Annotated in this window: 20 protein-coding genes and 1 tRNA gene; 11 read left to right on the plus strand and 10 right to left on the minus strand. The window is 44.3% G+C overall.

The annotated features are described in order from the left end of the window. Positions 1-78: 78 nt before the first annotated feature. A complete protein-coding gene (locus DK188_RS18550) occupies positions 79-774 on the plus strand; it encodes a TVP38/TMEM64 family protein (protein ID WP_111672351.1) in 696 nt (231 codons plus the stop codon). Here the strand turns inward: DK188_RS18550 and porU2 are convergent. Together porU2 and DK188_RS18560 are read right to left on the minus strand one after the other, a co-directional pair. Next, complete coding sequence (porU2, locus tag DK188_RS18555) at positions 771-5,795, minus strand: putative type IX secretion system sortase PorU2 (protein WP_111672407.1); 5,025 nt, start codon at positions 5,793-5,795, stop codon at positions 771-773. The two genes, DK188_RS18550 and porU2, sit on opposite strands and share 4 nt — an antisense overlap. Then, complete coding sequence (locus DK188_RS18560; RefSeq protein ID WP_157963283.1) at positions 5,792-6,907, minus strand: putative type IX sorting system protein PorV2; 1,116 nt, start codon at positions 6,905-6,907, stop codon at positions 5,792-5,794. Before DK188_RS18560 ends, porU2 begins: the two co-directional genes overlap by 4 nt. 370 nt (positions 6,908-7,277) lie before the next feature. Here DK188_RS18560 and DK188_RS18565 point away from each other — a divergent pair, with 370 nt between their 5' ends. The 4 genes from DK188_RS18565 (at position 7,278) to DK188_RS18580 (ending at position 11,551) form a co-directional block, all read left to right on the plus strand. Then, entirely contained in the window at positions 7,278-7,607 is a 330-nt protein-coding gene (locus DK188_RS18565) for a PadR family transcriptional regulator (RefSeq protein ID WP_111672409.1), read from the plus strand. 31 nt (positions 7,608-7,638) lie between these two features. Further along, a complete protein-coding gene (locus DK188_RS18570) occupies positions 7,639-9,591 on the plus strand; it encodes a PspC domain-containing protein (protein WP_111672352.1) in 1,953 nt (650 codons plus the stop codon). An 85-nt stretch (positions 9,592-9,676) separates the two neighbouring features. After that, on the plus strand, positions 9,677-11,077 hold the full coding sequence (locus DK188_RS18575) for an MBL fold metallo-hydrolase RNA specificity domain-containing protein (RefSeq protein WP_111672353.1): 1,401 nt from the start codon (positions 9,677-9,679) through the stop codon (positions 11,075-11,077). Between the two features lie 9 nt (positions 11,078-11,086). After that, positions 11,087-11,551 carry a carboxypeptidase regulatory-like domain-containing protein gene (locus DK188_RS18580; protein ID WP_157963284.1) on the plus strand — a complete coding sequence of 155 codons (465 nt, stop codon included), beginning with the start codon at positions 11,087-11,089 and terminating at the stop codon, positions 11,549-11,551. Positions 11,552-11,630: 79 nt separating this feature from the next. Here the strand turns inward: DK188_RS18580 and DK188_RS18585 are convergent, their stop codons facing one another. The 4 genes from DK188_RS18585 to DK188_RS18600 all read right to left on the minus strand — a co-directional run bounded on the left by DK188_RS18585 (position 11,631) and on the right by DK188_RS18600 (position 16,024). Next, positions 11,631-14,168 carry an ATP-dependent Clp protease ATP-binding subunit gene (locus DK188_RS18585; RefSeq protein ID WP_111672355.1) on the minus strand — a complete coding sequence of 846 codons (2,538 nt, stop codon included), beginning with the start codon at positions 14,166-14,168 and terminating at the stop codon, positions 11,631-11,633. Between the two features lie 80 nt (positions 14,169-14,248). Further along, positions 14,249-14,872, minus strand: a complete 624-nt coding sequence (locus DK188_RS18590) for a WbqC family protein (RefSeq protein ID WP_111672356.1) — start codon at positions 14,870-14,872, stop codon at positions 14,249-14,251. A gap of 97 nt (positions 14,873-14,969) precedes the next feature. After that, positions 14,970-15,599, minus strand: a complete 630-nt coding sequence (locus DK188_RS18595) for an L-threonylcarbamoyladenylate synthase (RefSeq protein ID WP_111672357.1) — start codon at positions 15,597-15,599, stop codon at positions 14,970-14,972. After that, positions 15,599-16,024 carry a (deoxy)nucleoside triphosphate pyrophosphohydrolase gene (locus DK188_RS18600; protein ID WP_111672358.1) on the minus strand — a complete coding sequence of 142 codons (426 nt, stop codon included), beginning with the start codon at positions 16,022-16,024 and terminating at the stop codon, positions 15,599-15,601. Before DK188_RS18600 ends, DK188_RS18595 begins: the two co-directional genes overlap by 1 nt. Before the next feature lie 178 nt (positions 16,025-16,202). Here DK188_RS18600 and mltG point away from each other — a divergent pair, with 178 nt between their 5' ends. The 5 genes from mltG to DK188_RS18625 all read left to right on the plus strand — a co-directional run bounded on the left by mltG (position 16,203) and on the right by DK188_RS18625 (position 21,037). Further along, entirely contained in the window at positions 16,203-17,246 is a 1,044-nt protein-coding gene (gene mltG, locus DK188_RS18605; protein WP_111672359.1) for an endolytic transglycosylase MltG, read from the plus strand. A gap of 2 nt (positions 17,247-17,248) precedes the next feature. Then, complete coding sequence (locus DK188_RS18610) at positions 17,249-17,656, plus strand: acyl-CoA thioesterase (protein ID WP_111672360.1); 408 nt, start codon at positions 17,249-17,251, stop codon at positions 17,654-17,656. Between the two features lie 11 nt (positions 17,657-17,667). After that, positions 17,668-18,633 carry a YihY/virulence factor BrkB family protein gene (locus DK188_RS18615; RefSeq protein ID WP_111672361.1) on the plus strand — a complete coding sequence of 322 codons (966 nt, stop codon included), beginning with the start codon at positions 17,668-17,670 and terminating at the stop codon, positions 18,631-18,633. Between the two features lie 87 nt (positions 18,634-18,720). Then, positions 18,721-20,550, plus strand: a complete 1,830-nt coding sequence (locus DK188_RS18620; RefSeq protein ID WP_111672362.1) for a DUF885 domain-containing protein — start codon at positions 18,721-18,723, stop codon at positions 20,548-20,550. A 402-nt stretch (positions 20,551-20,952) separates the two neighbouring features. Next, positions 20,953-21,037: transfer RNA gene (locus DK188_RS18625), tRNA-Ser, on the plus strand. Between the two features lie 140 nt (positions 21,038-21,177). Here DK188_RS18625 and DK188_RS18630 read toward each other — a convergent pair. The 3 genes from DK188_RS18630 to DK188_RS18640 all read right to left on the minus strand — a co-directional run bounded on the left by DK188_RS18630 (position 21,178) and on the right by DK188_RS18640 (position 23,290). Further along, positions 21,178-21,471 carry a hypothetical protein gene (locus DK188_RS18630; protein WP_317046882.1) on the minus strand — a complete coding sequence of 98 codons (294 nt, stop codon included), beginning with the start codon at positions 21,469-21,471 and terminating at the stop codon, positions 21,178-21,180. Positions 21,472-21,574: 103 nt separating this feature from the next. Then, on the minus strand, positions 21,575-22,027 hold the full coding sequence (locus DK188_RS18635) for a hypothetical protein (RefSeq protein WP_111672364.1): 453 nt from the start codon (positions 22,025-22,027) through the stop codon (positions 21,575-21,577). Positions 22,028-22,192: 165 nt separating this feature from the next. Then, positions 22,193-23,290, minus strand: coding sequence for a Gfo/Idh/MocA family protein (locus tag DK188_RS18640; RefSeq protein ID WP_111672365.1), 1,098 nt, complete (start codon positions 23,288-23,290; stop codon positions 22,193-22,195). Positions 23,291-23,421: 131 nt separating this feature from the next. Between DK188_RS18640 and DK188_RS18645 the strand changes: the two genes are divergently transcribed. After that, the gene (locus DK188_RS18645) at positions 23,422-23,874 is read left to right on the plus strand and encodes a GlcG/HbpS family heme-binding protein (RefSeq protein ID WP_111672366.1); all 453 of its coding nucleotides are present in this window, start codon (positions 23,422-23,424) and stop codon (positions 23,872-23,874) included. A gap of 172 nt (positions 23,875-24,046) precedes the next feature. On the opposite strand, the gene fabG is transcribed toward DK188_RS18645, so the two are convergent. After that, a complete protein-coding gene (gene fabG / locus DK188_RS18650; RefSeq protein WP_111672367.1) occupies positions 24,047-24,793 on the minus strand; it encodes a 3-oxoacyl-[acyl-carrier-protein] reductase in 747 nt (248 codons plus the stop codon). Positions 24,794-24,931: the final 138 nt, after the last annotated feature.

Below are 24,931 nucleotides of genomic sequence, written 5' to 3' on the forward strand. Positions count from 1 at the left end.
GATTTCCGGTATAAAACCGATTTTGCGTGCTAAACTTGCCGGGAAATACAACCAATAGCCTAGTATAAGGCTTCAAAGATGACAAAAAAGGCCAGCATATTCAAGACAATCGCCTCCTACTTCCGAGCACATCCGGGGGCTTCACTTGGGTGGATTTGGGTGACTTTGATGCCTGGAATCGGAAGCTTGCTTTTGCTTGCCAATTATGCTTTAGCGGAGAGTCTTCAATTGGAAAGTGGATTTGACCATTTACTTTACACCGTAGGTATTTCTCTCATCTTGGGTTTTGCCTTGCTTCCTACCACACTTACTGCGCTGGCTTCGGGTTACTTTTTTGGATGGATCGGTTTTCCAAGTTTGTTCTTTGGCTATCTGCTCGCCAATGTCATCGGATATACTTTAGGCAAAGTACTCAATGCTGACTTTTTACCCCTTCTTTCTGCTCAAAAACCCGAGCTAAAAACTCAACTGGAAGACAAAATCCACCGGCCGGAAAGTTTGATATTTTTCATCAGAATCAGTCCCGTCGTCCCTTTTGCGATCTCCAATTTTCTCTTTGCTTCGCTAAAAGTCGATCTCAAAAAAGTGCTACTTTATGGGATTCCCGGTATGCTTCCTAGAACTCTGATTGCATTTGGGACAGGACTCGCAGCCAGTTCTTTTTTGGATGCAAAAAATGCGATGAATGACCCCATTCAGTGGGTTATCCTTAGCGTGCTATTTTTGCTGAGTTTTTGGGGACTGTATAGAAACTGGAAAAGCTCCAAATCTTAGCGCAACAAATACATTTTCCCATATCCTTTGGTAAATCCACGGTCTCCGGCCGTTGGTCGATGCTCCATGAATTGCCCATTTTTCCGGATCAGGACGCGATAAATGTAAACTCCATTCGCCAGTTGATCTCCAAACTCATCCCGGCCATCCCAAGCATATTCGGTGATGTTGTTACCGATTCGGATGGGACCGAGTTCATTCTGGAGGATTTCCCGTACCACTTTACCTGTCACGGTCATAATCTGAATCTTGATCTCATCCGGAATCTCTGAGCCTGTCAGGGTAAATACAAATCGAACGGAGGTGCTGAAAGGATTGGGATAGGGATAGAAATTGGTGATTTGCGACTCATTGACCACTTCAAAAGTAATCTCATAAGGCTGAGGCGAGTCTTCATTGGTGATCCTTAAAGTGTAAAGCCCATCTGCCAAAGGTCCGGGTACGAAAGAAACACGGAAGCTCTCATTCTCTGAGGCCGGAGCCCAGGTAAGATTTGGATTGGAGAAGTTGATTTTGGAAAATTGGCATCCTTCACAATTTTGCTTGAGGAAGATTTCCATTCCCAGTGTGTCGCGCTTATAGATCAGTGTCTGGTCATTTTTGAGCAGGGCTGTGACCATCACGTTGGGTGATACGAGATCACCATCCATAATATAGATTCCGTCAAAATTCACGTCCAACAGCGCGGTAGAATTGTCTCCCTCCACCTCAAATGCAACACCCAAATCAATCTGGTTATTTCTGTAGGACTGCTCTCTGAGGATTCTTGGATTGGCAAAGACCTCCAGCTCAGTTTCTCCTACTCTACCGATACTGGTGAAATCTATGCTGAATTCCGCTTCCTCCCCAGCCTTCACAGCAGGGATTTTAATCGAGACGTTTTCGACTTTCTTGGAGGTCAGATTTGTCATTTTATAATCCACCTGTATCGAATCCAGGAAGTTATAGATCGACGCATTTTTGAATATAAAATCTAATTTGGCGGCCTGCCCTTCCCTGATTCGTATCCTCTCTCCTGGATTTTTCTCCAGTAAGACACCTTCGGGAAGTCCTTCAAAATTCACCTGCCACTTATCCAACTGAGCAGGCCGGGTCGAATTTTCATCATTCATCTGATACCTCAGCCTGAGGTATGGATAGCTCAGTGGATTGATAAAGGAGAGGTCCAGTTCCTTTTCCAGCGAATTTTCAAGCAGCAGCTCTTCCTCCCCGTTTTCCTTTACTCCCAAAATATCAAATTGGGTATACCGCTCCTCATTGATCCAGTTTCTTGCATTTACATTTTGGAAAAAACGCTCCCAAGTAGCTGCAGGGCCAATTCGTGGGGTGAGAATCACTCCGCTGGAGAAATATCCTTCAATGTCTGATTTGAACGTGAGGGTTTGTTCAGATGCCGGCTGCTCGAAGTTCGAATTCCCGACAATTTCAATGGATTCACCGGGGCGCATTCCTTTTCGTCCGTAAAGGATGTATGGATCACCTGATTTCAAAGCTCGAAGTGTCGCTTCATTTGCCCCAAATTCCCGTAAACTTTGGTATGCCCGCTCAGGCCAGGCGTCAAAATTGACATTGCCCACGGTGAAAATGACCACATAATCCCCATCTTTCACTCCTCGAACATAATCCTGAAGAATCGTATTTCCCGGAGTAGTAATCCAAGCATTTAGGATACTTTGAATCATCTGGGGAACTCTACCGCAAGCTCGGGAATCCAGAATATCAAATCCAGGAACAGGCACTGCCAAGTAAGGAAGCAGGGTTTTTTGGTCAATGGCTACCAAACCAATCGATCCATTGGGACAGAGTCGACTGTTGGCATTGTTGACATTGTCGATGATCTGTGGCACTTGGTCAAAATAAAACTGGGTATTTCTGAAGTTGAGCGAATCCACAGCAGAACCTATGGTAAACACCTCGATGTTTGTCTTCCGGCTGATGTATTGCCAGGATTTTCGCGATTGATCCAGTTCGATATTCTCCAATTGACTTTGAACCAGCTGTTCCTCTACCCGCTGTGTCCAGCCATTTCCTGTATTTGGGATATAAGAAAAGCTACTATTCGACCAACCATCCGTCTCCCCGGCTTTGGGCTCCTGGTATCTAGATCTCCAATAATAAGTGGTAGAATCATTTCCCGCAGATAGATTTACCGGCCATTCTACAAGGCCGGAAGTGGTTGCTCTTATTTCCTTTCTGAATGTGGAATTAAAGTTGACTGTAGTATCCAGCTGGATGATCAGCGTTCGATTTTCTGTCAGTTTGCCAGGAGCCTGAGTAACCAACTTGATGTCTTTTTGGTTTACAATACCAAAATCGGTCGGATACAGATTGATGGTACCACTCATAGGAATGAATGCCGTGTAGGTGATTAAATTATTGGCATAAGTCATCTCCGGAACGGAACGCTCTGTGTTCACAGAAATCATAAACTGATTTTCTCCGGCGGCATCCACCAGGAAATTTGGCACTTGAAAGACCAATGTATCAGATCTAGAAATCGAAGAGATCATGACTGGATCAAAACTGACCATAGTACCATCCGGGAGTTTACGGTCAATTTTAAAATTCAGCGAATCCCGATTCACAATTCCAAGATTCCGAACGACAAAGGACAATTTCAGTGTCTCTGTGATGGAGGATAGCGGCGCATTGTCAAAAGTACCAAGACTTACTTCCTCCACATTGACAGCATAATCAGCCTTATTCGCTGGGAAAATACGGACCGCGGGATCACCTAGCATTACCATCTGCTCCATGTGCGAATAATTGAGCGGATTGGTGCCATAGCGATTGATAAATATTCGCTCGGCATTTTGCTTAATTTCCCCAATTGTACGGTAGATCATCGTGCTGTCTGCAAAGGCAGTGGTATAAAAAGCGTCAGAATACCTTCTGAGATAGACATCTACTCCTATAGAGGTATTGGCCAGAACGGAAACGGCACCTTTTTCAGGTGTCATGACCCAGTCCTCACCTTGGGTGTAAGTAGTAGAAAAGGCACTGCCGTAGTCACACCCATTGAACAGCATGATCGGGTATTTTCCTTTATTGGCATATCCCAAGGTGGGATCAGAAGCAAAACCAATCTCAATATCGATCACTGTGGGCGAGCCATGACCGAAAAATGTCAACATGGACCGGCCTTCATTCAAATCTCCCGAAATATCAATGGCCTCAACCACAGAATTGGAGCGTTTGCGGTAGGTGGTTACATTGCCTCCCAGATAGGGGCCTTCAGCGATTGCTTTGAAACCGTTGAGGAAATTAAAATAGCGGTCCAATTCGAATTCTGAAACTCCGCCCCCAAGGTGGATCAATTCTTTCTGCCAAGGCTCACTGATGCCTACCTGGTCTTTTTCGATGGCCTTGTCTAGGTAATCGGCGAGTTGTTGGGAATTTTTGGCTGGGATTCTGCCGACCGCAAACGCAGGGGTAGTCGGATTAGCCGGATCTAGATTCAGGGCATAGACATTATCAGAAAAAGGATAGCCACCGACAGGCACAAGATCTTGGAAGGAAAACGCCTCAGGCGATTTACGGTAGAAGACATTTTGATTGTTCAATCTGCCTTGTGAGTAGATTGCCAGAGATCTGGCTGCCAATAGCACGTGTGTGGGTTTGTGGACAGGATAGTAGGCCCTGAAAAACTCATAGAGCGCAATGGGGGATTTTTCTCCATAGCCATATTGATCGTAGATTTCCTCCATCCGTATAGTCAGGGTATCAAATCCACCACCCAAAGCCGAAGCACGATGCGCACCGTAGGATTTCAAAGGATTAGAATACTTGCTGCTCGCTTTTTCCAGTTCCCTGTGACCGACCAAAATGTAATTGGCTGCTTGCGCGAGGTAATTTCGAAACTTCAGCGGCTGCATTTGGGCCACTGAAATCACGGATTGTTCCGATTGAATCCAAATTTTACTGGCTTGGCTAGGAACTGCTGCGGCAAAACTCAATGCTGAACCGGATTTGGACACGTCCACCTTTTGGACATTGGTCAGGTCGGAAACGTCCATGGCTACATAATTTTCCTGTACCTGATTGATTACTACCCGTTGATTTCCTGCGGGAAATCTCATGAGAATCGGGGCAAAATCTCCGTTTTGGATAGGTTTGCGGTAGGTGATTTTTGCGTAAGCAATTGAGACATTATCCGTGGCATCAGCTCCCTGTGGTAGAACCCTCACGACCAAAGAACCATTTGCATTGAAGTCGCTCATTTGCAGATTTAGGCTTAGCTGCGGGTACTCATAGCCTGCAAAATTGGACTGAGTGAGGAGACGCTGGGAGCCGGCTGCAGGGCCTGCACTGATGGCAACCGAATGTGCATTTTCTGACCTACCGACCAGTCCAATCTCCAATTGGGCCCCACCGGAGTTGAGAAGAGATCCCAGGTCTGTGAAAGTCAAATCCCTGGCGCTTCCTTTGGTAATAAGTGTTCCCATCCAACCTTGTCCCTGATCATAAGAGGATAGTCTAAATCCCAAAGTATACCCACGCCCCAAGGAGTATTGGTCTGATAAAACTTGCAGTTTTTCAGTTTCAAAACTGGTAATCAAAGGAAGGTTATTGGCAGGAATAGGCCGTTGCCCCATCCGCTTTCCTGGTGTACCGGGAGTTACCGTAAGGAAAAAAGCAGTCGTATCAGTATATGTATTGTAATACGGATTGGGTATAGTAGCAAACTCGGTGTATAGTTTTTTATCCAGTTCGGCATCGTTTCGAATTCCGTAGAAATCGATAAAATCCTGTGGATCTACTTTCCCGTCATTTTCACCTTCGACATGAATGGCTACTTCCTTACCCCTATGATAAACCCGAATCATTCGCGGATCCAAAGTGGCGAGGTTAATCCCTGAAGATTGGAGTACTTCCGGAGTGATCCGGTATATTCCATCCTGGGCAGTCGGAATCTTGTAATACGTCAAGGCATAATCATACCAGACAGGCACTTGTGCTTTGGCAAAAGTGAATAGGAAAAATAACAGCAGACTAGAGAGAAAAGCTATTTTGATCCTCATCTTTGCCATGCTTTAAATTTTCTGAAATCAGACCCTAGCTTTTCCAAACTAACCTTTACACTGAAAATATGTGAGTAAGGGCTCTCAGAAACATCACCCAAATCTGAAAGTGCATAATCGATCTGAAACCGCTCATTCAGGATCACGCCCAATCCTGCAGCCGGTAAAAAATTCAGAGATTCTATTCCATTAAAATCTTTGATGTACTGAAAATTACTCACCCCTCCCCGCACAAAGACCAGATTCTTAAAGCCTAGTTCCAAACCAAACTTAGGATCAATACTTAATGTGGACGAAGAAATAAGCGTGTTTCTGGCTCCGTCAAAAGTCGTCTCCAAATCCAATGCTGTCAAGAGGTTGAATTTTTCACCAATTTTCCAATCGTATGCGATACTTGCTATGGCTTTTGGCAAGGTAATCTCCACTGAATTGACGGGCACCTCATTATTCGTCTGAGCATAGATCTCCCGGACCAGTTCGGCATCATGGGACCAGGCATTATAGGTGGTGGTGATATCGCGCAGCATGAGCCCAAGGGTGATTCTTTTTTGGATATAAATCCCGCCGACGTCCAGTCCAAATCCCCAAGCCTGGGCGAATTTCCCCACATTCCTGTGAATCACCTTTGCATTGGCACCCACCTTGAATTTAGCTGAAATATCCCGGGCAAAACTCAGAAGCAGCGCATAATCTGCTGCGTTGAAAAACTGAATATTATTGTAGTTGATTGCCCCGTTGGCGTCATACAGAAATCGGGTATCCGGGATATCATCTACTCCAAATCTGATCAACGAAACCGCAATTTGATTTTGATTGCCAAGGGGAGTACTGAATCCAACATAGTCATATTGTGCGATTCCCGCGAAATATTCAGCATGCATCAGCGAAAATTCATATTGATGTTGGATACCGGTGAGCGCAGCAGGGTTCCAATAGGCAGAAGTGACATCTCTGACTGCACCTACCTGAGCGCCCCCCATTCCCAATGCTCTGGCACCGACACCAATACTTAGAAATTCATTTGAATATTTGGGAGTGAGATTCTGAGAAAACACAGAATTTGTCCAAAAGACCTGAACGCAAAACAGGATTACGGAAAAGAAAAATTTCACTCCATAGATTTTCACGATGCCAAAATAATTCAAATTCAAAAACTCCTACTAACCCTTTTGAAATTAAATCAATTAAACTCGATTTAATGTACATCATCGGACACTTTTCTGTCTCATTGTAGAACATATTTTCATCCGATTTTTCCTGCCACTACCCGAATCAAAAAAAAGACAACATTTTGGCAGGAATAAAAAAATGCAATCCTGAGCTCTGAAGGCTGCTTTTTCAGAACTAGGGTATCCCTACTAGCTGGTTTTAGCAAGGAATTAGGTAATGCAAGGTAGCAGGGAAAAGATTGGTATCATTTTTCTTTATCAAATGTCCATAGCAAAGAAAAAATACTCCGAAAGGACACCTAAACCTTATATCATGAACGTCGCCAACACACAGATTCAAATGCGCAAAGGGCTCTTGGAGTTTTGCGTTTTGCACATCATCTCCCGAGGCGAGGTATATACTTCTGATCTGATCGAAGAGCTCACCCAGGCTCAGATGATCGTGGTCGAAGGCACCCTCTATCCGCTTCTCAATCGGCTCAAATCCGCAGAACTCGTCAGCTACAGATGGGTAGAATCCGAATCAGGACCTCCCAGAAAGTACTATTCAATCACTGAAGAAGGGAAGAAATTTCTATTGACACTCTCGGAAACATGGTCTTCACTGGTCAATTCTACTTCAGAAATCACCTCAAAGAATTGAACCTGAAGCAACCCTAAAATTAAGATCTCACATGAAAAAGACGATAAGCATCAACATCAGCGGCATTCTCTTCCACATCGAAGAAGACGGCTACGATTCGCTCAGAAAGTACCTGGATGCGATCAACAGGCACTTTTCAAATTACAAGGATAATCATGAAATCATCTCCGATATCGAAAACCGAATTGCGGAGATTTTTCTGAGCAATCTGAAAAATAACAAGCAAGTCATCACCGCCGAAAACGTGGATAAACTCATCGAAAAGATGGGTACCATAGCCGATTTTACAGCAGAGGAGAAAGAGGAAATTATCGAGGAGGAAAACGAAACCTCGCAGGAAGATTTCTACAAATACGTCACCCCTCCTGGCAGCGAAACAGGCGGGTATAAAAAACTAAAGCGACTCGAAAACAAGAAAATCCTCGGGGGTGTATGTGCCGGTATTGCCAATTACTTCTCCGTCGATCCATTATGGACCCGACTCATCGCTATTTTATTGCTTTTCAGCGGTAACTTGAATTTTAAACTCGGATTTCTGGACATCTTCCCTTTTGACAACTTCCGGTTCAATCTGAGCTTTGGTTTCTTTGCCATCGTGGCCTACATCGTGCTCTGGATAATCCTTCCTGTGTCTTACGAGGTGATGGAAGACGCCAAAGTCAAAAAACTCTTCAGAAATCCCGACGACAAAGTTCTCGGTGGTGTTTCCAGTGGATTGGCAGCTTATTTTGGGGTCGAAGTAATTTATGTCAGATTGGCTTTTGTCCTTTTGGCTTTTGCCGGTGGATCAGGTATTTTGATATATCTCATCCTTTGGATCATCACTCCGGTGGCGAGTTCGATCACAGAGCGAATCAAAATGAAGGGCGGAGAAATCACCTTGGACAGCATTGATTCGACGATCAAAGAAAGCATCAATCCGATTCCTTCTCAGCCTGAATCAAATGCCAGAAAAATCCTGATGGCCCCTTTTCGGGTATTGGGCAAAGTCATCGACGCTCTGGGATCTGCATTGGGACCACTCGGCAGGTTCCTTGGTACGGTGATCCGAATCATCTTTGGTTTGATCATATTCTTTATTGGTTTGGCCTTGACCATCACACCCTTGCTCGCCTTAGCTGCCTATTTTGGAATAACGGACTCAGATTATCGTGCCTTGATTGATGATTTTCCGATCGAGTTATTCACTGATATGGTTCCGCTTTGGTTGGTGATTGCAAGTATCGGATTGGTCATCATCCCTGGGTTGATTATCCTTTTGCTGGGATTGAGTGTGCTAGCGCAAAAGAACCTTATCGGAGGTCGTTTTGGCCTCGTGGCTTTGGGTCTTTGGTTGCTCTGCATCGGAATATCCGCATTCCAGATTCCTAAAATCGTCCTGCAGTTCAAAGAGGAAAATCAGTATGAAACTGAAGCCACACTGCCTGTAAGCCCAGGCACACTGATTCTCAAGGTAAATGACTTTGAAGACGAGGAGATTTTCAATAAGGCCAATCTGCGAATTGTAGGAAGTTCTGATTCCTTGGTATCATTGAATCAAGAGGTATTTGCCCGAGGCAAAAGCAAACAAGAAGCATTAGAAAATGCCAAAAAGCTAAGCTACTCCTATTCAGTACAGGATTCAGTGATCACGTTCGAAGAGGGGTTTGATCTGAGAGCTTTGGATACGTTCCGGGATCAGCGAGTAAATCTGACCTTGAGTATTCCGTATGACCGACCTTTCATCATGGAAAGGTCCCTATTGGAAATCCTGAGAAACACGATCTACAACAACGGATACAGATCCTCGGATGTCAGATCATCCACCGTTTGGGTGTTCAATGAGGCTGGTTTGGTCTGTCTGAATTGTACTGAAAAAGATGGAGATTTAAGCGATTGGGACATGGATGAGGAAGATCGCGTACCTGTAGATTCACTTTCCAAAGCCAAAATGGACAGCATCACACGGGCCAAATTTGCCGATTCTTTTTTCATGAAAGATTAATCAATTCAACCTGAAGCATTTAAAAAGAGACACCCGCAAAGTGTCTCTTTTTTTGTACCTTCTTGGTAATTAAAGCGAGAAAAAGATGGATGTAACCGTAAAATTTTTGGGAGGTGCTGGAGCCGTCACCGGATCAAAATATCTGATAGACCTTGGTGAATTTGAGTTTTTGGTGGATTGCGGCCTTTTCCAAGGCCGGAAGGAACTGAGAGAACGAAACTGGGACAAATTCCCCATGCCAGTGGATAAGCTTGAGGCTGTTATCCTGACCCATGCACACATGGACCATATCGGGTACCTACCCAGACTGGTGAAGCAAGGGTTTACCGGACCGATTTATTGTACAGAAGCCTCTGCCGAATTGGCAAAAATCCTGCTTTTGGACTCCGGAAAACTGCAGGAGGAAGAAGCAGAATTTGCCCGAAAAAAAGGGTATTCCCGTCATGAAGATCCTCAACCCCTTTATACCATGGAAGATGCGGAGTCGGTATTCCCCCAGCTCGTGCCTATGCCTTTTGACAAGACATTTTCTATACATAATGGAGTGGAGGTCACTTTTTTCCATGCGGGCCATATCCTTGGTGCTTCTATCGTGAAGGTTACCTTAAGGGGAGAGACTCAAACCAAAAAACTGGTCTTTTCCGGAGATTTGGGACGATATCATGATCCGGTACTGTTTCCTCCCACCCGAATTCCAAAAGCTGATATAGTTTGGATTGAATCAACCTATGGAGACCGATCCGCTCCTGACACCAAACCTGAAATCGAACTGGCCCGGGTGATCAATGAAACGTTTGATCGGGATGGATTGGTGATCATTCCTTCTTTTGCTGTGGGCAGAACCCAATTGATGCTTTACCTGCTGTATCACCTGATGGAAAAAGGAAAAATCCCCAAAGTGCCGATTTTCCTCGACAGCCCAATGGCCATTGACACCACCAAGCTTTATCTCGATTTCCATGCAGATCATCGCCTATCCGCTATGTTGGAAGAAGATACAGCGCATGCATTCAAGCATCCCCAGCTTCACTACATCCAAAAAAGGGAACAGTCCATGGAATTGAATGATTTCCGGGGAAGAGGAATCATTATTTCCGCCAGTGGAATGGCCACGGGAGGACGTGTGCTGCATCACCTCTTTCATCACATTCCACATGCGAAAAATGGCGTAGTGATCGTTGGTTATCAGGCTGAGGGCACGCGTGGCAGACGCCTCCTAGAGGGGGAGACTACCATTCGGATCTACGGCAATGATGTACCGGTCAATGCTCAGATCTATCACATAGAGGGGCTTTCAGCACATTCGGACCAAGGTGAACTTATGGATTGGGCTGAGGGATTTTCTGAAAAGCCAAAAATGACCTTTATCGTACATGGTGAGGAAAAGAGTGCCTTGGCTTTGGCTCAAAAACTTAATGAGGAATTAGGATGGAATACCATCATCCCACAGTATTTGGAATCATTTGTGCTTTTCGAAGGCATTTAAAACTAAAACATGATGAACAGACTTCTCTTACTTTCAATCTTTTTTCTTACCGTTTCCCTAGTAGGCTGCAAGCCTTACAAACCTGAAGGCCAAGGCATCACCGGCACGCTCACTTGGCTGGATGGGAATCAAATGCCCATGGTCACTGAAGACGGGAAAGGTACTGACAAAGTAGCCCCAAAACCCATCAAGCGAGTAGTTAAAGTATATCCACTGATCAAATTCTCCGACCTGAAGATGGAAGAAGGACTATTTACGGCAGTGTCGGCACAACCCATCACTGAGGTAGAGTCAAACGATAGCGGTGCGTACTCTATTCAGCTTAGCCCCGGTAGATATTCTGTATTTGTAGTAGAAGAAAATGGGCTATTCGCCAATGTTTTTGATGGAGATGGAAATGTAAATCCAGTCACTGTGAAAGAAAATGAGTGGACCTTGCTGGATATAGTGGTGAATTATAAGGCGGTTTATTGAAAGTCCTTTTTTCTAAAAAGCATAAAAAAACCCGGAAGATTTTTCCGGGTTTTACATTAAGACTGATATCAATAGGAATTTATTCCTCCGCTTTTTCTTTCTTTTTCACAGAAATACTCAATTCAGAACCTTCGCCAGCGTAATCGGCAGTGATTACATCACCTTCGGAAAGATCCCCTTTCAGGATTTCTTCGGCAATGGCATCTTCCAAATATTTCTGAATCGCTCGATTCAATGGACGGGCTCCATACTGCTGATCGTATCCTTTTTCCGCCAAGAAATCTTTGGCCTTTTCTGTCAATTCGATCTTGTATCCCAAATCGGTAATTCTTTTGAAGAGCTTACCCAAACTGATATCGATGATTTTGAAGATGTGTTCTTTGCTCAGTGAATTGAACACGACTACATCATCCAATCTGTTCAAGAATTCAGGGCTAAAGGCTTTCTTCAAAGCGGACTGAATGGTTGACTTCATCACATCATCAGATCCTTCGGACTTGGCACGGTTGGCAAAACCAATTCCAGCACCGAAATCCTTTAGGTCACGTACTCCGATATTAGAAGTCATGATGATAATCGTATTTCTGAAATCTACTCTGCGACCCAAACCGTCAGTTAAGATTCCATCATCCAAGACTTGGAGCAGAATGTTAAACACATCAGGGTGAGCCTTTTCGATCTCATCAAGCAGAACCACAGAATAAGGCTTTCTCCTGACCTTTTCGGTCAATTGTCCACCTTCTTCATAGCCTACATAGCCTGGAGGTGCTCCAACCAATCTGGATACGGAGAACTTCTCCATGTACTCTGACATGTCGATTCGAATTAAGGAATCTTCCTTATCAAAGAGATAGGTAGCCAACATCTTAGCTAATTCGGTTTTTCCGACACCCGTTGGACCAAGGAAAATAAAAGAACCGATCGGCTTTTTCGGATCTTTCAGACCTACTCGAGTACGCTGGATGGCTTTAGTCAATTTCTTGATAGCCTCATCCTGACCGATCACTTTACCACCCAACTCAGTATTCATGTTGAGCAACTTAGCGCCTTCATTTTGAGCAATTCGCTTGGCTGGAATTCCAGTCATCATCGCAATTACTTCTGCAACGTTATCTTCTTCGACCACAAAGCGCTTGGACTTGCTTTCTTCTTCCCAGCGGTTTTTGGCTGCTTCCAACTGCTCCAGAAGTTTCTTTTCCTTGTCACGGAGCTGAGCTGCTTCCTCGTATTTTTGGGATTTGACAACCCTGTTTTTTTCGGTTTTGATATTCTCCACTTCAGACTCCAGTTTCAGAATATCTTCCGGAACGTGAATGTTGTTGATGTGTACTCTTGCTCCTGCTTCGTCCAGAATATCTATTGCTTTATCTGGAAGGAATCGATCTGAGATATACCGATCAGACAATTTCACACAAGCCTCAATGGCTTCTGGAGTGTAAATTACATTGTGGTGATCTTCGTATTTATCTTTGATGTTTTCCAGAATTTGGATGGTCTCCTCAGGTGAAGTAGCATCTACCATCACCATCTGGAATCGACGGGCCAAAGCTCCATCTTTCTCGATGTATTGACGGTATTCATCCAAAGTCGTAGCTCCAATGCATTGGATTTCTCCACGTGCTAAAGCTGGTTTGAACATGTTGGAGGCGTCCAAGGATCCTGAAGCTCCACCTGCTCCAACTATAGTATGCAATTCGTCTATAAACAAAATGACATTTGGAGACTTCTCCAGCTCATTCATCACAGCCTTCATTCGCTCCTCAAACTGTCCTCTGTATTTCGTACCAGCAACCAACGATGCCAAGTCCAATGTTACCACCCGCTTGTTGAAAAGCACTCGTGAGACTTTTTTCTGAACGATCCGCAAGGCCAAACCTTCCGCAATTGCTGTCTTACCTACACCTGGTTCACCGATGAGGATTGGATTGTTTTTCTTTCTTCTGGAAAGAATCTGGGCGACTCGCTCGATTTCTTTTTCTCGACCAATAATGGGATCTAGCTTGTCATCTTCTGCCATTTTAGTCAAATCACGGCCAAAGTTATCCAAAACTGGCGTTCTGGATTTTTCAGCACCAGGCTTGGACTGACTACCAGATCCACTTCCTGTAGAACCAAAAAGCTTGGAACCATCGTCGTCACCATCCTCAGCCTCAGCTTTTGCTCTTGGAGATGAGCCGGCATCTGACTGCATTTCAAGCATTTCCTTGACAGAATCGTAGTTCACTTCAAACTTATTCAAAATCTGAGTGGCGATATTGTCTTCGTCTCTTAGGATTGAGAGCAACAAATGCTCCGTACCTATCAATTGACTTTTAAAGATTTTAGCTTCCAGATACGTGATTTTCAGAACCTTTTCCGACTGACGAGTCAGTGGAATATTGGCCATATTTTTCACATTGTGGTTAGCGGTGCCTTTGACGGCCCGCTCGATTGCATTGCGCAGCTCATCCAGAGGCACGCCTAATTTTTTTAGAATGGAAACAGCTACACCTTCTCCCTCTCGAATCATTCCAAGTAAGAGGTGCTCTGTACCAATGTAATCATGACCTAGCCGGAGGGCTTCTTCACGGCTAAGGGAGATCACCTCTTTGACTCTATTTGAAAATTTAGCTTCCATTTATATCCTTTCTGATTGACAATAAACTCTTACGTATGTTACCGAATTTGTTTTAAAAACACAATCCTTTTAATGATTGTTCAGTGTTTTTTTATTGAATCCCTCAGGATTCTGTCTGACTCAGGGCCTGCACAAAACAACAAATCCAGAATCCCCAAGTTTGGCTCAAAGTCTAAGCCAAAAAGCTGGGTATAGCTTACCGGATGGTAGTAATTCCTAACTGAATATGGCTCTGAGGGCACAATTTGACCTCTTATGTTCTGTACATCTGCAGGAATTTCTATTCCCTCAAAGGCAGCAAGTCTGGCAGGCCAGCGCAGGAGTTTAAGACAGATTGTCAGAAGTTTGAAATTAAACTCCCAAAGATTCTCAGCCCCTTCTTGGTAAATATCCTGAAAATAGGGGAAGTAATATTCAAAAAAAGGAGCTTTGCCATATCCACTCTGGATTCCACGCAAATGGACTGCTTGCCAGTTTTGGGTGAAATCGATCTTGATCTGGTCAATGGGTAGTTTAGGACGACGACCTTGGATTGGCACGCTCAGGGTTTCGACTTTATTTGCCAGACGAATTCGGGTCCTATTAAAATAGGATTGTCTTGGATAAAAATCCTTGGGAAAAAGCAAAACCTCTTCTGCCTCGGCAATAGCAGCAAAAAACTCCAATGTGGGTAAAAAGTGAAGATCAACGGCAATTCTGTTCAAAGTCAGGTAAGTTGGGGGTTATAAGATTATGGGTTAAGAGTGAGGAGTAAATAGTGAGTAGGTAATAATTGAGATTTGAAATTTGGTCATTGAGAATTTATACGATATCCTCCAATTGCCCCAGCCCCTGACGGATAATCTCCACCTCATCTCCCGTGCAATCCAAAATGGTTGATGCGATATTCTGTCCATATCCACCGTCTATCACCACATCTACCAAGTGCTGGTACTTTTCAAAGATCAGTTCCGGATCGGTACTGTATTCGATTACTTCATCCTCATCGTGGATCGATGTTGACAAAATGGGCTGGCCCAGTTCCTCCACAATCGCTCGCGGAATGGAATGATCTGGCACACGAATCCCGACGGTCTTTTTATTGCTGTGGAGAATCTTCGGGACTACAGAACTCGCTTCCAAAATAAATGTAAATGGACCTGGAAGGCCTTTTTTCATCATCTTGAATACGGGTTTGGTGATCACCCGGGTGTATTGGGCGATATTACTTAGATCCGCACAGACAAATGAAAAGTTGTGCTTTTTGGGATTGATGCCCTTGATTTTGCAAATCCGCTCCACGGCCCGTTGATTGGTGATATCGCATCCCAAGCCATATACTGTGTCTGTGGGATAGATGATTACTCCTCCATTGCGCAGCACTTCGACGATTTGCCTCACTCGCTTTGGATCTGGATTTTGCTCATAAAGCCTAATAAATTCAGCTGCCATTAGCTCATAGGTTTGATTTCTTCTACAAGCTTAACCCATTTATCTTGGATTTGGTGCACTATGGGCACATCGGCCGCTGCCCAATCTAGGGTAAAAAGCTCATGTTCTCCTAACCATACCAACTCTTCGTGCTCGAGTAAATGGAAATCGAAACTTTTTAACTGGGCAAGAAAAGGAATCAGCCGGATGGTTTTTTCGTCAGAATAGACATAATCAGAAGACGGGAGTGCTTGGACTACCTGGATCTTAACTGCTAATTCTTCCTGAATTTCCCGTATCAAACATGCCTCGGGACTTTCGCCAGCCTCTATCTTTCCTCCTGGGAATTCCCATTTTCCAGCCAAATCCATGGTCTCAGACCGCTTTGCCGCTAGGACTTTTCCCTGATGAAAAATTATGGCGCAGGTGACGGGGATGATTTTCATGGTTAAAAATAGAAATACAGTAGAAATACCTTGAAATAAAACCGCTAAAGTGGTTGAAATAGCCCGCAAATATTGCCATTTCCGAAACCTTAGAAACCAGATCCCACGAATCGCATTTCGCGTAGCATATCACTACAAAAATACATTTCCTCAAAACCATTCCTTATTTTTGTCGCCTATGATGTCTGATAAGAAGAGAAAATTCCTCCTGGTCCTGCTGATATCCTCTTCGGTATTGGCTATTTCGCTGACGTTTTACTTTTACCAGCTTTTTTTTAGCCCAAACACCATGGTCGATTCTGACCGGGTGTATATGCTGAAAATTCCGAGTAATGCGGTATTCAAGCAAGTTTCCAATCAGCTCTATGATGATCGGGTGATCAATGATGCGATCAGCTTTGCTTTTGTCAGTAAGGTATTGGGCTATCAGGATGCTGTCAAGCCGGGTCTTTATCAGGTTGACCCCAAAATGAGTAATCTTGAATTGGTGCGCATGCTGCGAAGTGGTGCACAAGTCCCAGTGAAGGTGACCTTTAATAATGTACGGACAAAAGAGGACCTAGCGGAAAAGATCACGGCAAACCTAGAAGTGACCCCTGACCAGTTTATGGCTTTGATCCAGGACTCGGTTTATATCCGAAAGTTTGATTTTGAAGAGGAGTCCATCATGAGCATGTTTATCCCCAATACCTATGAATTCTGGTGGAACACAAGCCCTGAGGCACTATTTGATAGAATGTACCGGGAATATCAGACTTTTTGGACGGAGGAACGAAAGCAAAAAGCACAGGCCATGGGACTTTCACAAAAGGAAGTCAGTACACTGGCCTCCATTGTACAGGCCGAAAGTCAAAAATCAGATGAGCGCCCACGTATCGCCGGCGTCTACCTCAACCGAATGAAAATTGGGATGCCCCTACAGGCTGATCCTACGTTGGTTTTCGCGACCGGTGATTTCACGTTGAAGCGAATTCTGAATATTCATAAACAAATCGACAGCCCATACAACACTTATAAGAATGCGGGCTTACCTCCGGGACCTATCAATCTACCGGACATCAACTCGCTGAATGCCGTTTTGAACTCAGAGAGTCATGAGTACTATTATTTCTGCGCAAAAGAGGATTTTTCCGGATACCATGCTTTCGCAAAAACACTTGCCGAGCACAATGCGAATGCACGTCGCTACCAATCTGCACTGAATGCAGCCAAAATTTTCTGACAATGTTCTGCTCCGAAACCCAACTCCGAGTACGCTATGCAGAAACTGATCAAATGGGGTATGTGTACTATGGAAATTATGCGATGTACTTTGAAGTTGCCCGGGTAGAAGCCATGCGATCCGCTAACTTCTCCTACCGGCAAATGGAAGAAAACGGCGTGATGATGCCTGTGCTCGAAAGTCACATTCGCTACCTCAAGCCTGGAAAATACGATGAACTTTTGACCATTAAAACAACAATCCCTGAATTCCCGGGAGTCAAAATCCGGTTTGAGTATCAAGTATTTAATGAACTTGGGGATTTGATCACAGAAGGCTGGACAACCTTGGCTTTTCTCAAAAAAGAAAGCCACCAACCTACCCGCCCTCCCAAGAATTTACTAGATTTATTGAAACCCTATTTCGATTAAAGTTTTATCCTGTGGTCCAAAAACAACTTTTCAAATGGAGATTACGCTTTCAGCTGAAGGCTAGGCATTTGAAAAAGATTCATTTTGGCTCACCTGACAAAAACCTGTACGATGTGATCCGGATTTTTATCCAGCAACTCAAAAAAGATGACATCAATGAGCGCGCGGGATCCATGGCATTCAGCTATACCATCGCACTTTTCCCGCTTTTGCTGTTTTTGCTGAACCTGATTCCATACCTGCAGGACTTTTTTCCAGTAGTGACTACCGAAAACATCTTTGCTTTTGTGCAAACGATAATGCCTCAAGGAGTCTATGAAAATATCAGTTCAACTCTGGTGGACATTGTATCCAGACCACGGCAAAGCCTGCTTTCCTTTGGGTTTTTCTTTGCGCTTTTTGCTTCTACCCAAGGCGTGATGTCTATGATGACTTCATTCAATTCGGTATATAAGACCAAAGAAAACAGAGGATTTTTGAAATCCAGAATCATTGCGGTCAGCATAGTCTTTGCCTTAGTTCTGACGATTTTCACAGCTAGTACGGTAATGATCATTGGCAGCATCCTGATCAATGCTTTGGATGAAATGCAGGTTTTCAACTCGAACTTTATGATTTTTCTTTTCAATACCTTCAAGTTTCTCATCCTACTATTCGTTTTTTACATTACTTCAGCATTTATTTTCAGGCTTGCACCGGCCGTACATGACAAGTGGAATTTTTTCTCCATCGGAGCACAGCTATCCGGACTATTGATCACTTTTGCCTTTTATGGGTTTATCTTCTATATAGAAAATTTTGCCAGCTACAATAAGCTTTACGGGTCGATTGGGACCTTGATCGCGCTGATGCTATGGCTATACATCACTTCGCTGATTGTGTTGGTTTGCTTTGAAGTCAATGTAAGTTTCGATTTGGCAGAAGAGAAGCAAAGAGAACGAGAAAATCGACGAAAAATGCTGGCTGATACCAAATAACTTAAGGCCGTCTTAGTCCATAAACTAGAGTGTCCCTTGCTGATAAAAATTGGCTATTTTTAGCTTACAATCTTCAAAACCACCTCCATGAACCGAAAATCACTTGTCACCTCCCTTTTACTAGCGTTAGTATTCCTAGCAGCTTGTTCCAAGCCGGAACCCAAGACCATACCTGATTCTGAAATCAATGCCTGGTTTGACGCAAAATATGAAGAGCTACTTCAAATGAGTCCGCTCCAATTGACCACACAAGGCAGGAAAGACCGATACGGAGAAATTGACGACATGAGTGAAGCCGCAGAAGATAAACGTCTGGCGTGGATGGAGTCGAGTGTTACTGAATTGGAATCAAAATTCGATTACAATTTGTTAAGCCCACAGGCTAAAGTCTCCTATGACCTTTGGAAATACCAATATGAAATGGAAAAAGGAGAGGTACAGTTCAGGAGAATGAACTATGTCTTCAATCAAATGGGGGGAGTTCATACCATGTTGCCAACCATGCTCATCAATTTCCATAAAGTGGATGAATCATCAGACATGGAGGCCCTTATATCCCGGATCAAAGAAAGCGGGAGAGCCATCGGCCAACTTTTGGAACGGGCAAAACTGCAAACTGAGGCTGGCATCCGACCGCCTAAATTCGCTTACGAATATGTCATTCAACAATCCAAAGCATTGATTCAAGGACAGCCATTCAGCGAAGGACCAGACAATGCCCCACTTTGGACAGACGCACTTAGTAAAATTGAAAAACTGGAAACTGAGGGAAAAATCACAGCTGAGCAAGCAGAACAATTCAAAACAAGTGCAAAAGAAGCCCTTCAGAACGAATTCAAACCTGCCTATGAAAACCTCATCGCTTGGCTGGAATCCGAACTTCCATATCTAGAGGAATCTCCCACTGGTGTCAGTCGCCATGAAATGGGAAATGCATTGTATGCTCATCGACTTAAAGCCTCCACCACAACCAGCCTGACTGCGGAGGAAATCCATCAAATAGGTTTGAATGAGGTCAAACGGATTCAGCAGGAAATGCTTGCGATTAAGGATCAGGTTGGGTTTGAAGGTGATTTGCAGGAGTTTTTCAAATTCGTCAACAGTGACCCCCAGTTTTTCTTCCCAAATACCGACGAGGGAAGACAGGCGTATCTGGACGAATCGACCGCCTACCTTGATGCGATCAAGGCAAAACTTCCTGAGTTTTTTGGGATTCTGCCGAAAGCGGATTTGGTGGTAAAACGCGTGGAAGCTTTCCGCGAACAGGATGGGGCACCGCAGCATTACAACCAGGGAACGCCAGACGGATCTCGTCCTGGCACCTACTATGTCCACCTTTCAGACATGAATGCAATGCCAAAATCCACCATGGAAGGTGTAGCATATCACGAAGGAAATCCCGGACATCACATGCAGATCTCAATCGCTCAGGAATTAGAATCTGTGCCAAAGTTCAGGACTCAAATGGGTTTTAATGCTTATGTAGAGGGCTGGGCTTTATACGCTGAAGCATTGGCTAAAGAAATGGGTGGCTACCAAAACCCATACTATGACTTTGGACGATTGGTCAATGAAATCTGGCGAGCAATCCGACTGGTAACAGACACCGGACTCCATGCCAAAGGCTGGACAGAAGCAGATGCTATTCAATATTTTTCAGAAAACTCCTCGATTGCTCCGGGTGCTATCCAAGCGGAAGTTCGCCGGTACATGGTAATCCCTGGTCAAGCAACCGGCTATAAAATAGGAATGCTTAAAATCCAAGAATTACGAAAGCTAGCTGAGACAGAACTGGGAGATAAATTTGACCTAAAAGCCTTCCATGACACGGTATTGGGAGGTGGAGCTTTGCCATTGGATATTTTGGAAAAAGTGGTGAAGGAGTGGATTGATGAGGTGAAGGGAAGTGATAAGTAAGTAGCCTCTTAGGCTGAGACCTTGCACTACGAGCGTAGCGTTTATCGAAAACAATTAGGTGACCAATAGGCAGTCGGAGTAGGCAGCTTGTCAGGTTGAGCGAAGTCAAAGCCGTAGTCAGGGTTCAGTAGACAGTCACAGTAGGCATCTTGTCAGGTTAAGGCAAGTCGAAGCCAGTGAAACTGGGGATCAGTTATAGGTTAAACCGTTAATGATTAATGAGTGGCAGGAAACTGAAGGGCTGATTTGGCATCTTAAAATTGCCTATACGCTGGAAAGGAAAGAGGCGAAGAAAATTTTAATCCATAAAAATCAGGGACTTAAAAGAAAAAGCTGCTTAGGGGTTTGGATAAAGAGATAAACCCCCTACTTTTGCAATCTCGAAAAGAGAGATCACAGCACAGAGGAGTGGCAGAGTGGTCGATCGCGGCGGTCTTGAAAACCGTTGTACCGTGAGGTACCGGGGGTTCGAATCCCTCCTCCTCTGCATAAAAATAGCCAAGCAAACGCTTGGCTATTTTCGTTTCAAGGCATTGAGATAGGCTCTCCCACCTTAAATAAAGAAGCTTTGAAACCCAATGCGAGAGAACTAAGCCTAGCATAAATCAGGGGTTGATAGCGCTGATTTTAACCCACTCGTGATTCGGAATACAAATCATAAGCAGCTACCAGCAATTGCCTTCCTGGAGAATACCCATATTTTTCATGTTCTGCTATTTCACTTCGATTCAAGGCGTATCCCGCAAGATATTTTTGGTCCAACTCATCCCAAAAAATCAATAAATAGCAATAAGAAATCGGGCTTGCCCTTCCTGCTTCCATCCAGGAATCAAAAAGTGCCTCATCGAGTGATTTAGGAAATTTCAAGCCTTCAAACATGTGAAAAGGTGTCGTGATTGGCTGCGAAATTAAGGAAACCAAATCAATCTTGTTTCTTTTATCCTAGTAGTTAGGTCTACAGAAGTACCAAATTCCAACGCTGAGCCAATACAATTTATCTCAATAGATTCTGCTGGTAAGTCAGTTAATATACATCCAAAATCTGGTACCTGAGTCCATTGAATTCGATCCATTGACCAATTTGCTTTCCTTTCATAGCACTATAAATAGGCGCATGGGTTGATAGCCCAAATACTGAAACGCCATTAACCTCCACTGCTTCAATGGATGTACTCACAAAAAAGACTCGATGATCTGTCACTACTACGGAACCCTCCTGAATCCTCTCATTTACCTGATCTGGATCAATGGACTCCAATATTCTCAATTCATTTCTGAGAAAAAGTAACTCATGCTCCATCCTGACCAAGAGTTCATTTTGCTCTGATGCACCACGACCGCTTTGGCTGGCACTTTCATCGTGCGTTGTGACCTCGGATTTGAGCCGATTAACTTCTTTTTCAAAATCAGAAATGGTCAATTGTTGCTTGATGATGCAGGCATGAAGGATGCTGCTCTTGGGAAGTCTGGAGTCCATGGTTTAGTCATTAGATCAGTACAATGTTAGTTAACGCAACACCACCTTCAAATGACTAAAGTCAGGAATCAACCTGATTTAGAAAATAGAGACTAACGGGTTTTCAAACAAGGCTTTATCGTACTTCAGACAATTTCTCTCCCTTGATTTCAGAATAAAAACACTTCAAAGGCCTACCCTTGAACCACTCTCCGCACTTTTCAAAATCGCCTGGACTATCCGGATATCCCGGAGACCTTCCTCTCCTGGGACAGGCATGGGTTTACCTTGCATGATCGCCATCGCATCGTGATCCATTTGATTAGCCTGCTGCCAAGGGACGTCATATGGGAAATTAATTTCGCCAAGCGGGCTTTTTCCTTTGTTTCCCGAATAGGCTGAAAAAGGAGCCATTTCAATCATTCCTTTCTCACATCGGATATTCAAGAAGTTGGTATTTTCAGCAAAAGAAGTTTTGATCTTCCCAATCACTCCTCCTGGAAATTCGAGTTCTGCTTCCACGATTTCTCCCAGACCATCTTTGTAGATTTCCGGTCGTTCAGTCCATACTTTGGCTGAATTCACAGCGATTGGTTCCATACCAGAGCCAAGTCTTGCTCCTTGGATGGCATACACACCCATATCATAAATCACTCCGCCGCCCATTTCGCGCTTTTGCTTCCAGTGGTCAGTTCTTCCCTCGCGGTAACCCGCCGCACAATCCAGACTAAGTACTTTCCCCAATGAGCCCTCTTTGACGATCTTCTGGTATGCTTGCGTATTGGGTTCGTGCTGACATCGATAGCCTATGGACAGACCCACTCCGTTTGCTTTGCAGGCATCGATCATCGCCTGGCAGTCTTCCGCTGTGACAGCCATGGGCTTTTCGCACCAGACTTCTTTTTTTGCTTTTGCTGCACGCTCCACATACTCCCGGTGCATGGATGGAGGCAGGACAACGTAGACTACATCAATGTCCGGATTATCCGCGATCGAATCAAAGTTCTCGTAGTTGTAAATGTTTTTTTCGGGAATATTGTATTTGGCTTTCCACGTTTCAGCTTTAGAGGGGGTACCGGTGACGATCCCCGCGAGGTAGCAATTTTTGGTGATTTGGAGTGCTGGGGCAAGCAAGTCAGTACTGTAATATCCCAGACCGACCAAGGCAATACCAAGTTTGTCTTTCTTTGGTTTAGTACTGCAGGCAAAAAGGCTGGATGGGGCAAAAAGACTGATTCCGGTAGCCAATCCTAGGGTTTTGAGCGATTCACGTCTGCTGATCATGGTTTTTTGTTTAAGGGAAAACTCCTTCTCAATTTGGCGATCTGTCGCTCAGAATCCAAAAATCCGAGGGGTATAAGCTCCTTAACTTTGAAAAATCAATAAATTGAAATTCACTTCAACTCCTATACACCATGAAAAAGTCCTTTTTCTTCCTTCTGTTGATTTTGCCACTCATTTCTTTTGCGCAGCAAAAACCCTATCTGACTCTGGAAGACGCTGAGCGGATCAGCGCTGCTGCAGAAGCCAAAGCCAAAGCTGAGGGCTGGAATGTGGTGATTGCTATTCTTGACGATGGTGGACATTTGATTTCCTTGAAGCGGATGGATGGTGTTCAAATCGGTTCTATTGATGTGGCACAGGCCAAAGCCAAATCAGCAGTATATTTCAAGCGGCCTACCAAAGTCTTTGAAGAAGCGATGAAAAGTGAGGGAGGAAGCCGAATCTCCACCCTCCCCCATGCTGTGGGCGTGGAAGGCGGGCTTCCGATCTTCAAAGACGGGATCATCGTGGGCTCGATTGGTATTTCAGGAGTAACATCAGCGCAGGATGGAATCATTGCAGAAGCCGGAGTGAAGGGGTATTGAGAAGGGATGAATTCAGAAATGGCAATATTTTGCTAAAGCCCCAGAAGGGAAACAATTAACTTGAGAATGGGCTAAAGCCGCATTCCTATTTATAAATTTAAGATTAGCTGTAAAAAGCAAAAACGGCTGAATCTCTCCAGCCGCTCGTAAATCGTAAATCCAAAATCGTAAATCAAGTATACATCGCCCCATTCACATGCAGCACTTGACCTGAGATGTAGCTACTCATATCGGAAGCCAAAAACACACAGGTATTTGCCACTTCTTCCGGCTGTCCTCCACGCTTCATCGGGATGCCGTCTCTCCAACCCTGCACCGTCTTTTCATCCAAAGCTCCTGTCATCTCAGTTTCGATAAATCCCGGCGCTACGGCATTGCAGCGGATATTTCTTGATCCCAACTCCAACGCCACTGACTTGGTGAAACCAATGATTCCAGCTTTAGAAGCTGCATAATTTGCTTGACCCGCGTTGCCTTTCACACCAACTACAGAAGTCATATTGATGATTGAGCCAGCTTTGGCTTTCATCATTGTGCGTGAAGCGGCCTTCACTGTGTTGAAGCAGGACTTCAGGTTGACATTCATGATTTCGTCCCAAACCTCTTCGGTCATCCGCATCAAGAGATTGTCGCGGGTAATGCCTGCATTGTTCACCAAGATATCCAGCGTACCAAAGTCAGCCACGACGTCGTTGATCAATTGCTCTGCTGCTTTGAAATCGGAAGCATCCGAGCGATAGCCTTTGGCTTTGATTCCAAAAGCAGCCAACTCAGCTTCAAGTGCCTGCCCTTTTTCCACGCTGGACAAAAAAGTGAAAGCGACATTTGCACCTTCCTCAGCAAAACGGATGGCTATTGACCTGCCGATTCCCTTTGAAGCTCCTGTCACCAATGCGGTTTTTCCTGAAAGTAATCCCATGAAGAATAAAATTTTGTTTGGTCAAAATTAGAAAAAAAGCCCGGAATTCTATTTTCTGAAAAAACAACTCTTCCTCTTTTCACTGAAAACCAAGTCATTAAATCTCTGAAAATCAATTTCGCAAAAGATAAATGGGCT

Origin of the sequence: Algoriphagus litoralis, from assembly GCF_003259255.1 — a bacterium.
GTDB lineage: Bacteria > Bacteroidota > Bacteroidia > Cytophagales > Cyclobacteriaceae > Algoriphagus > Algoriphagus litoralis.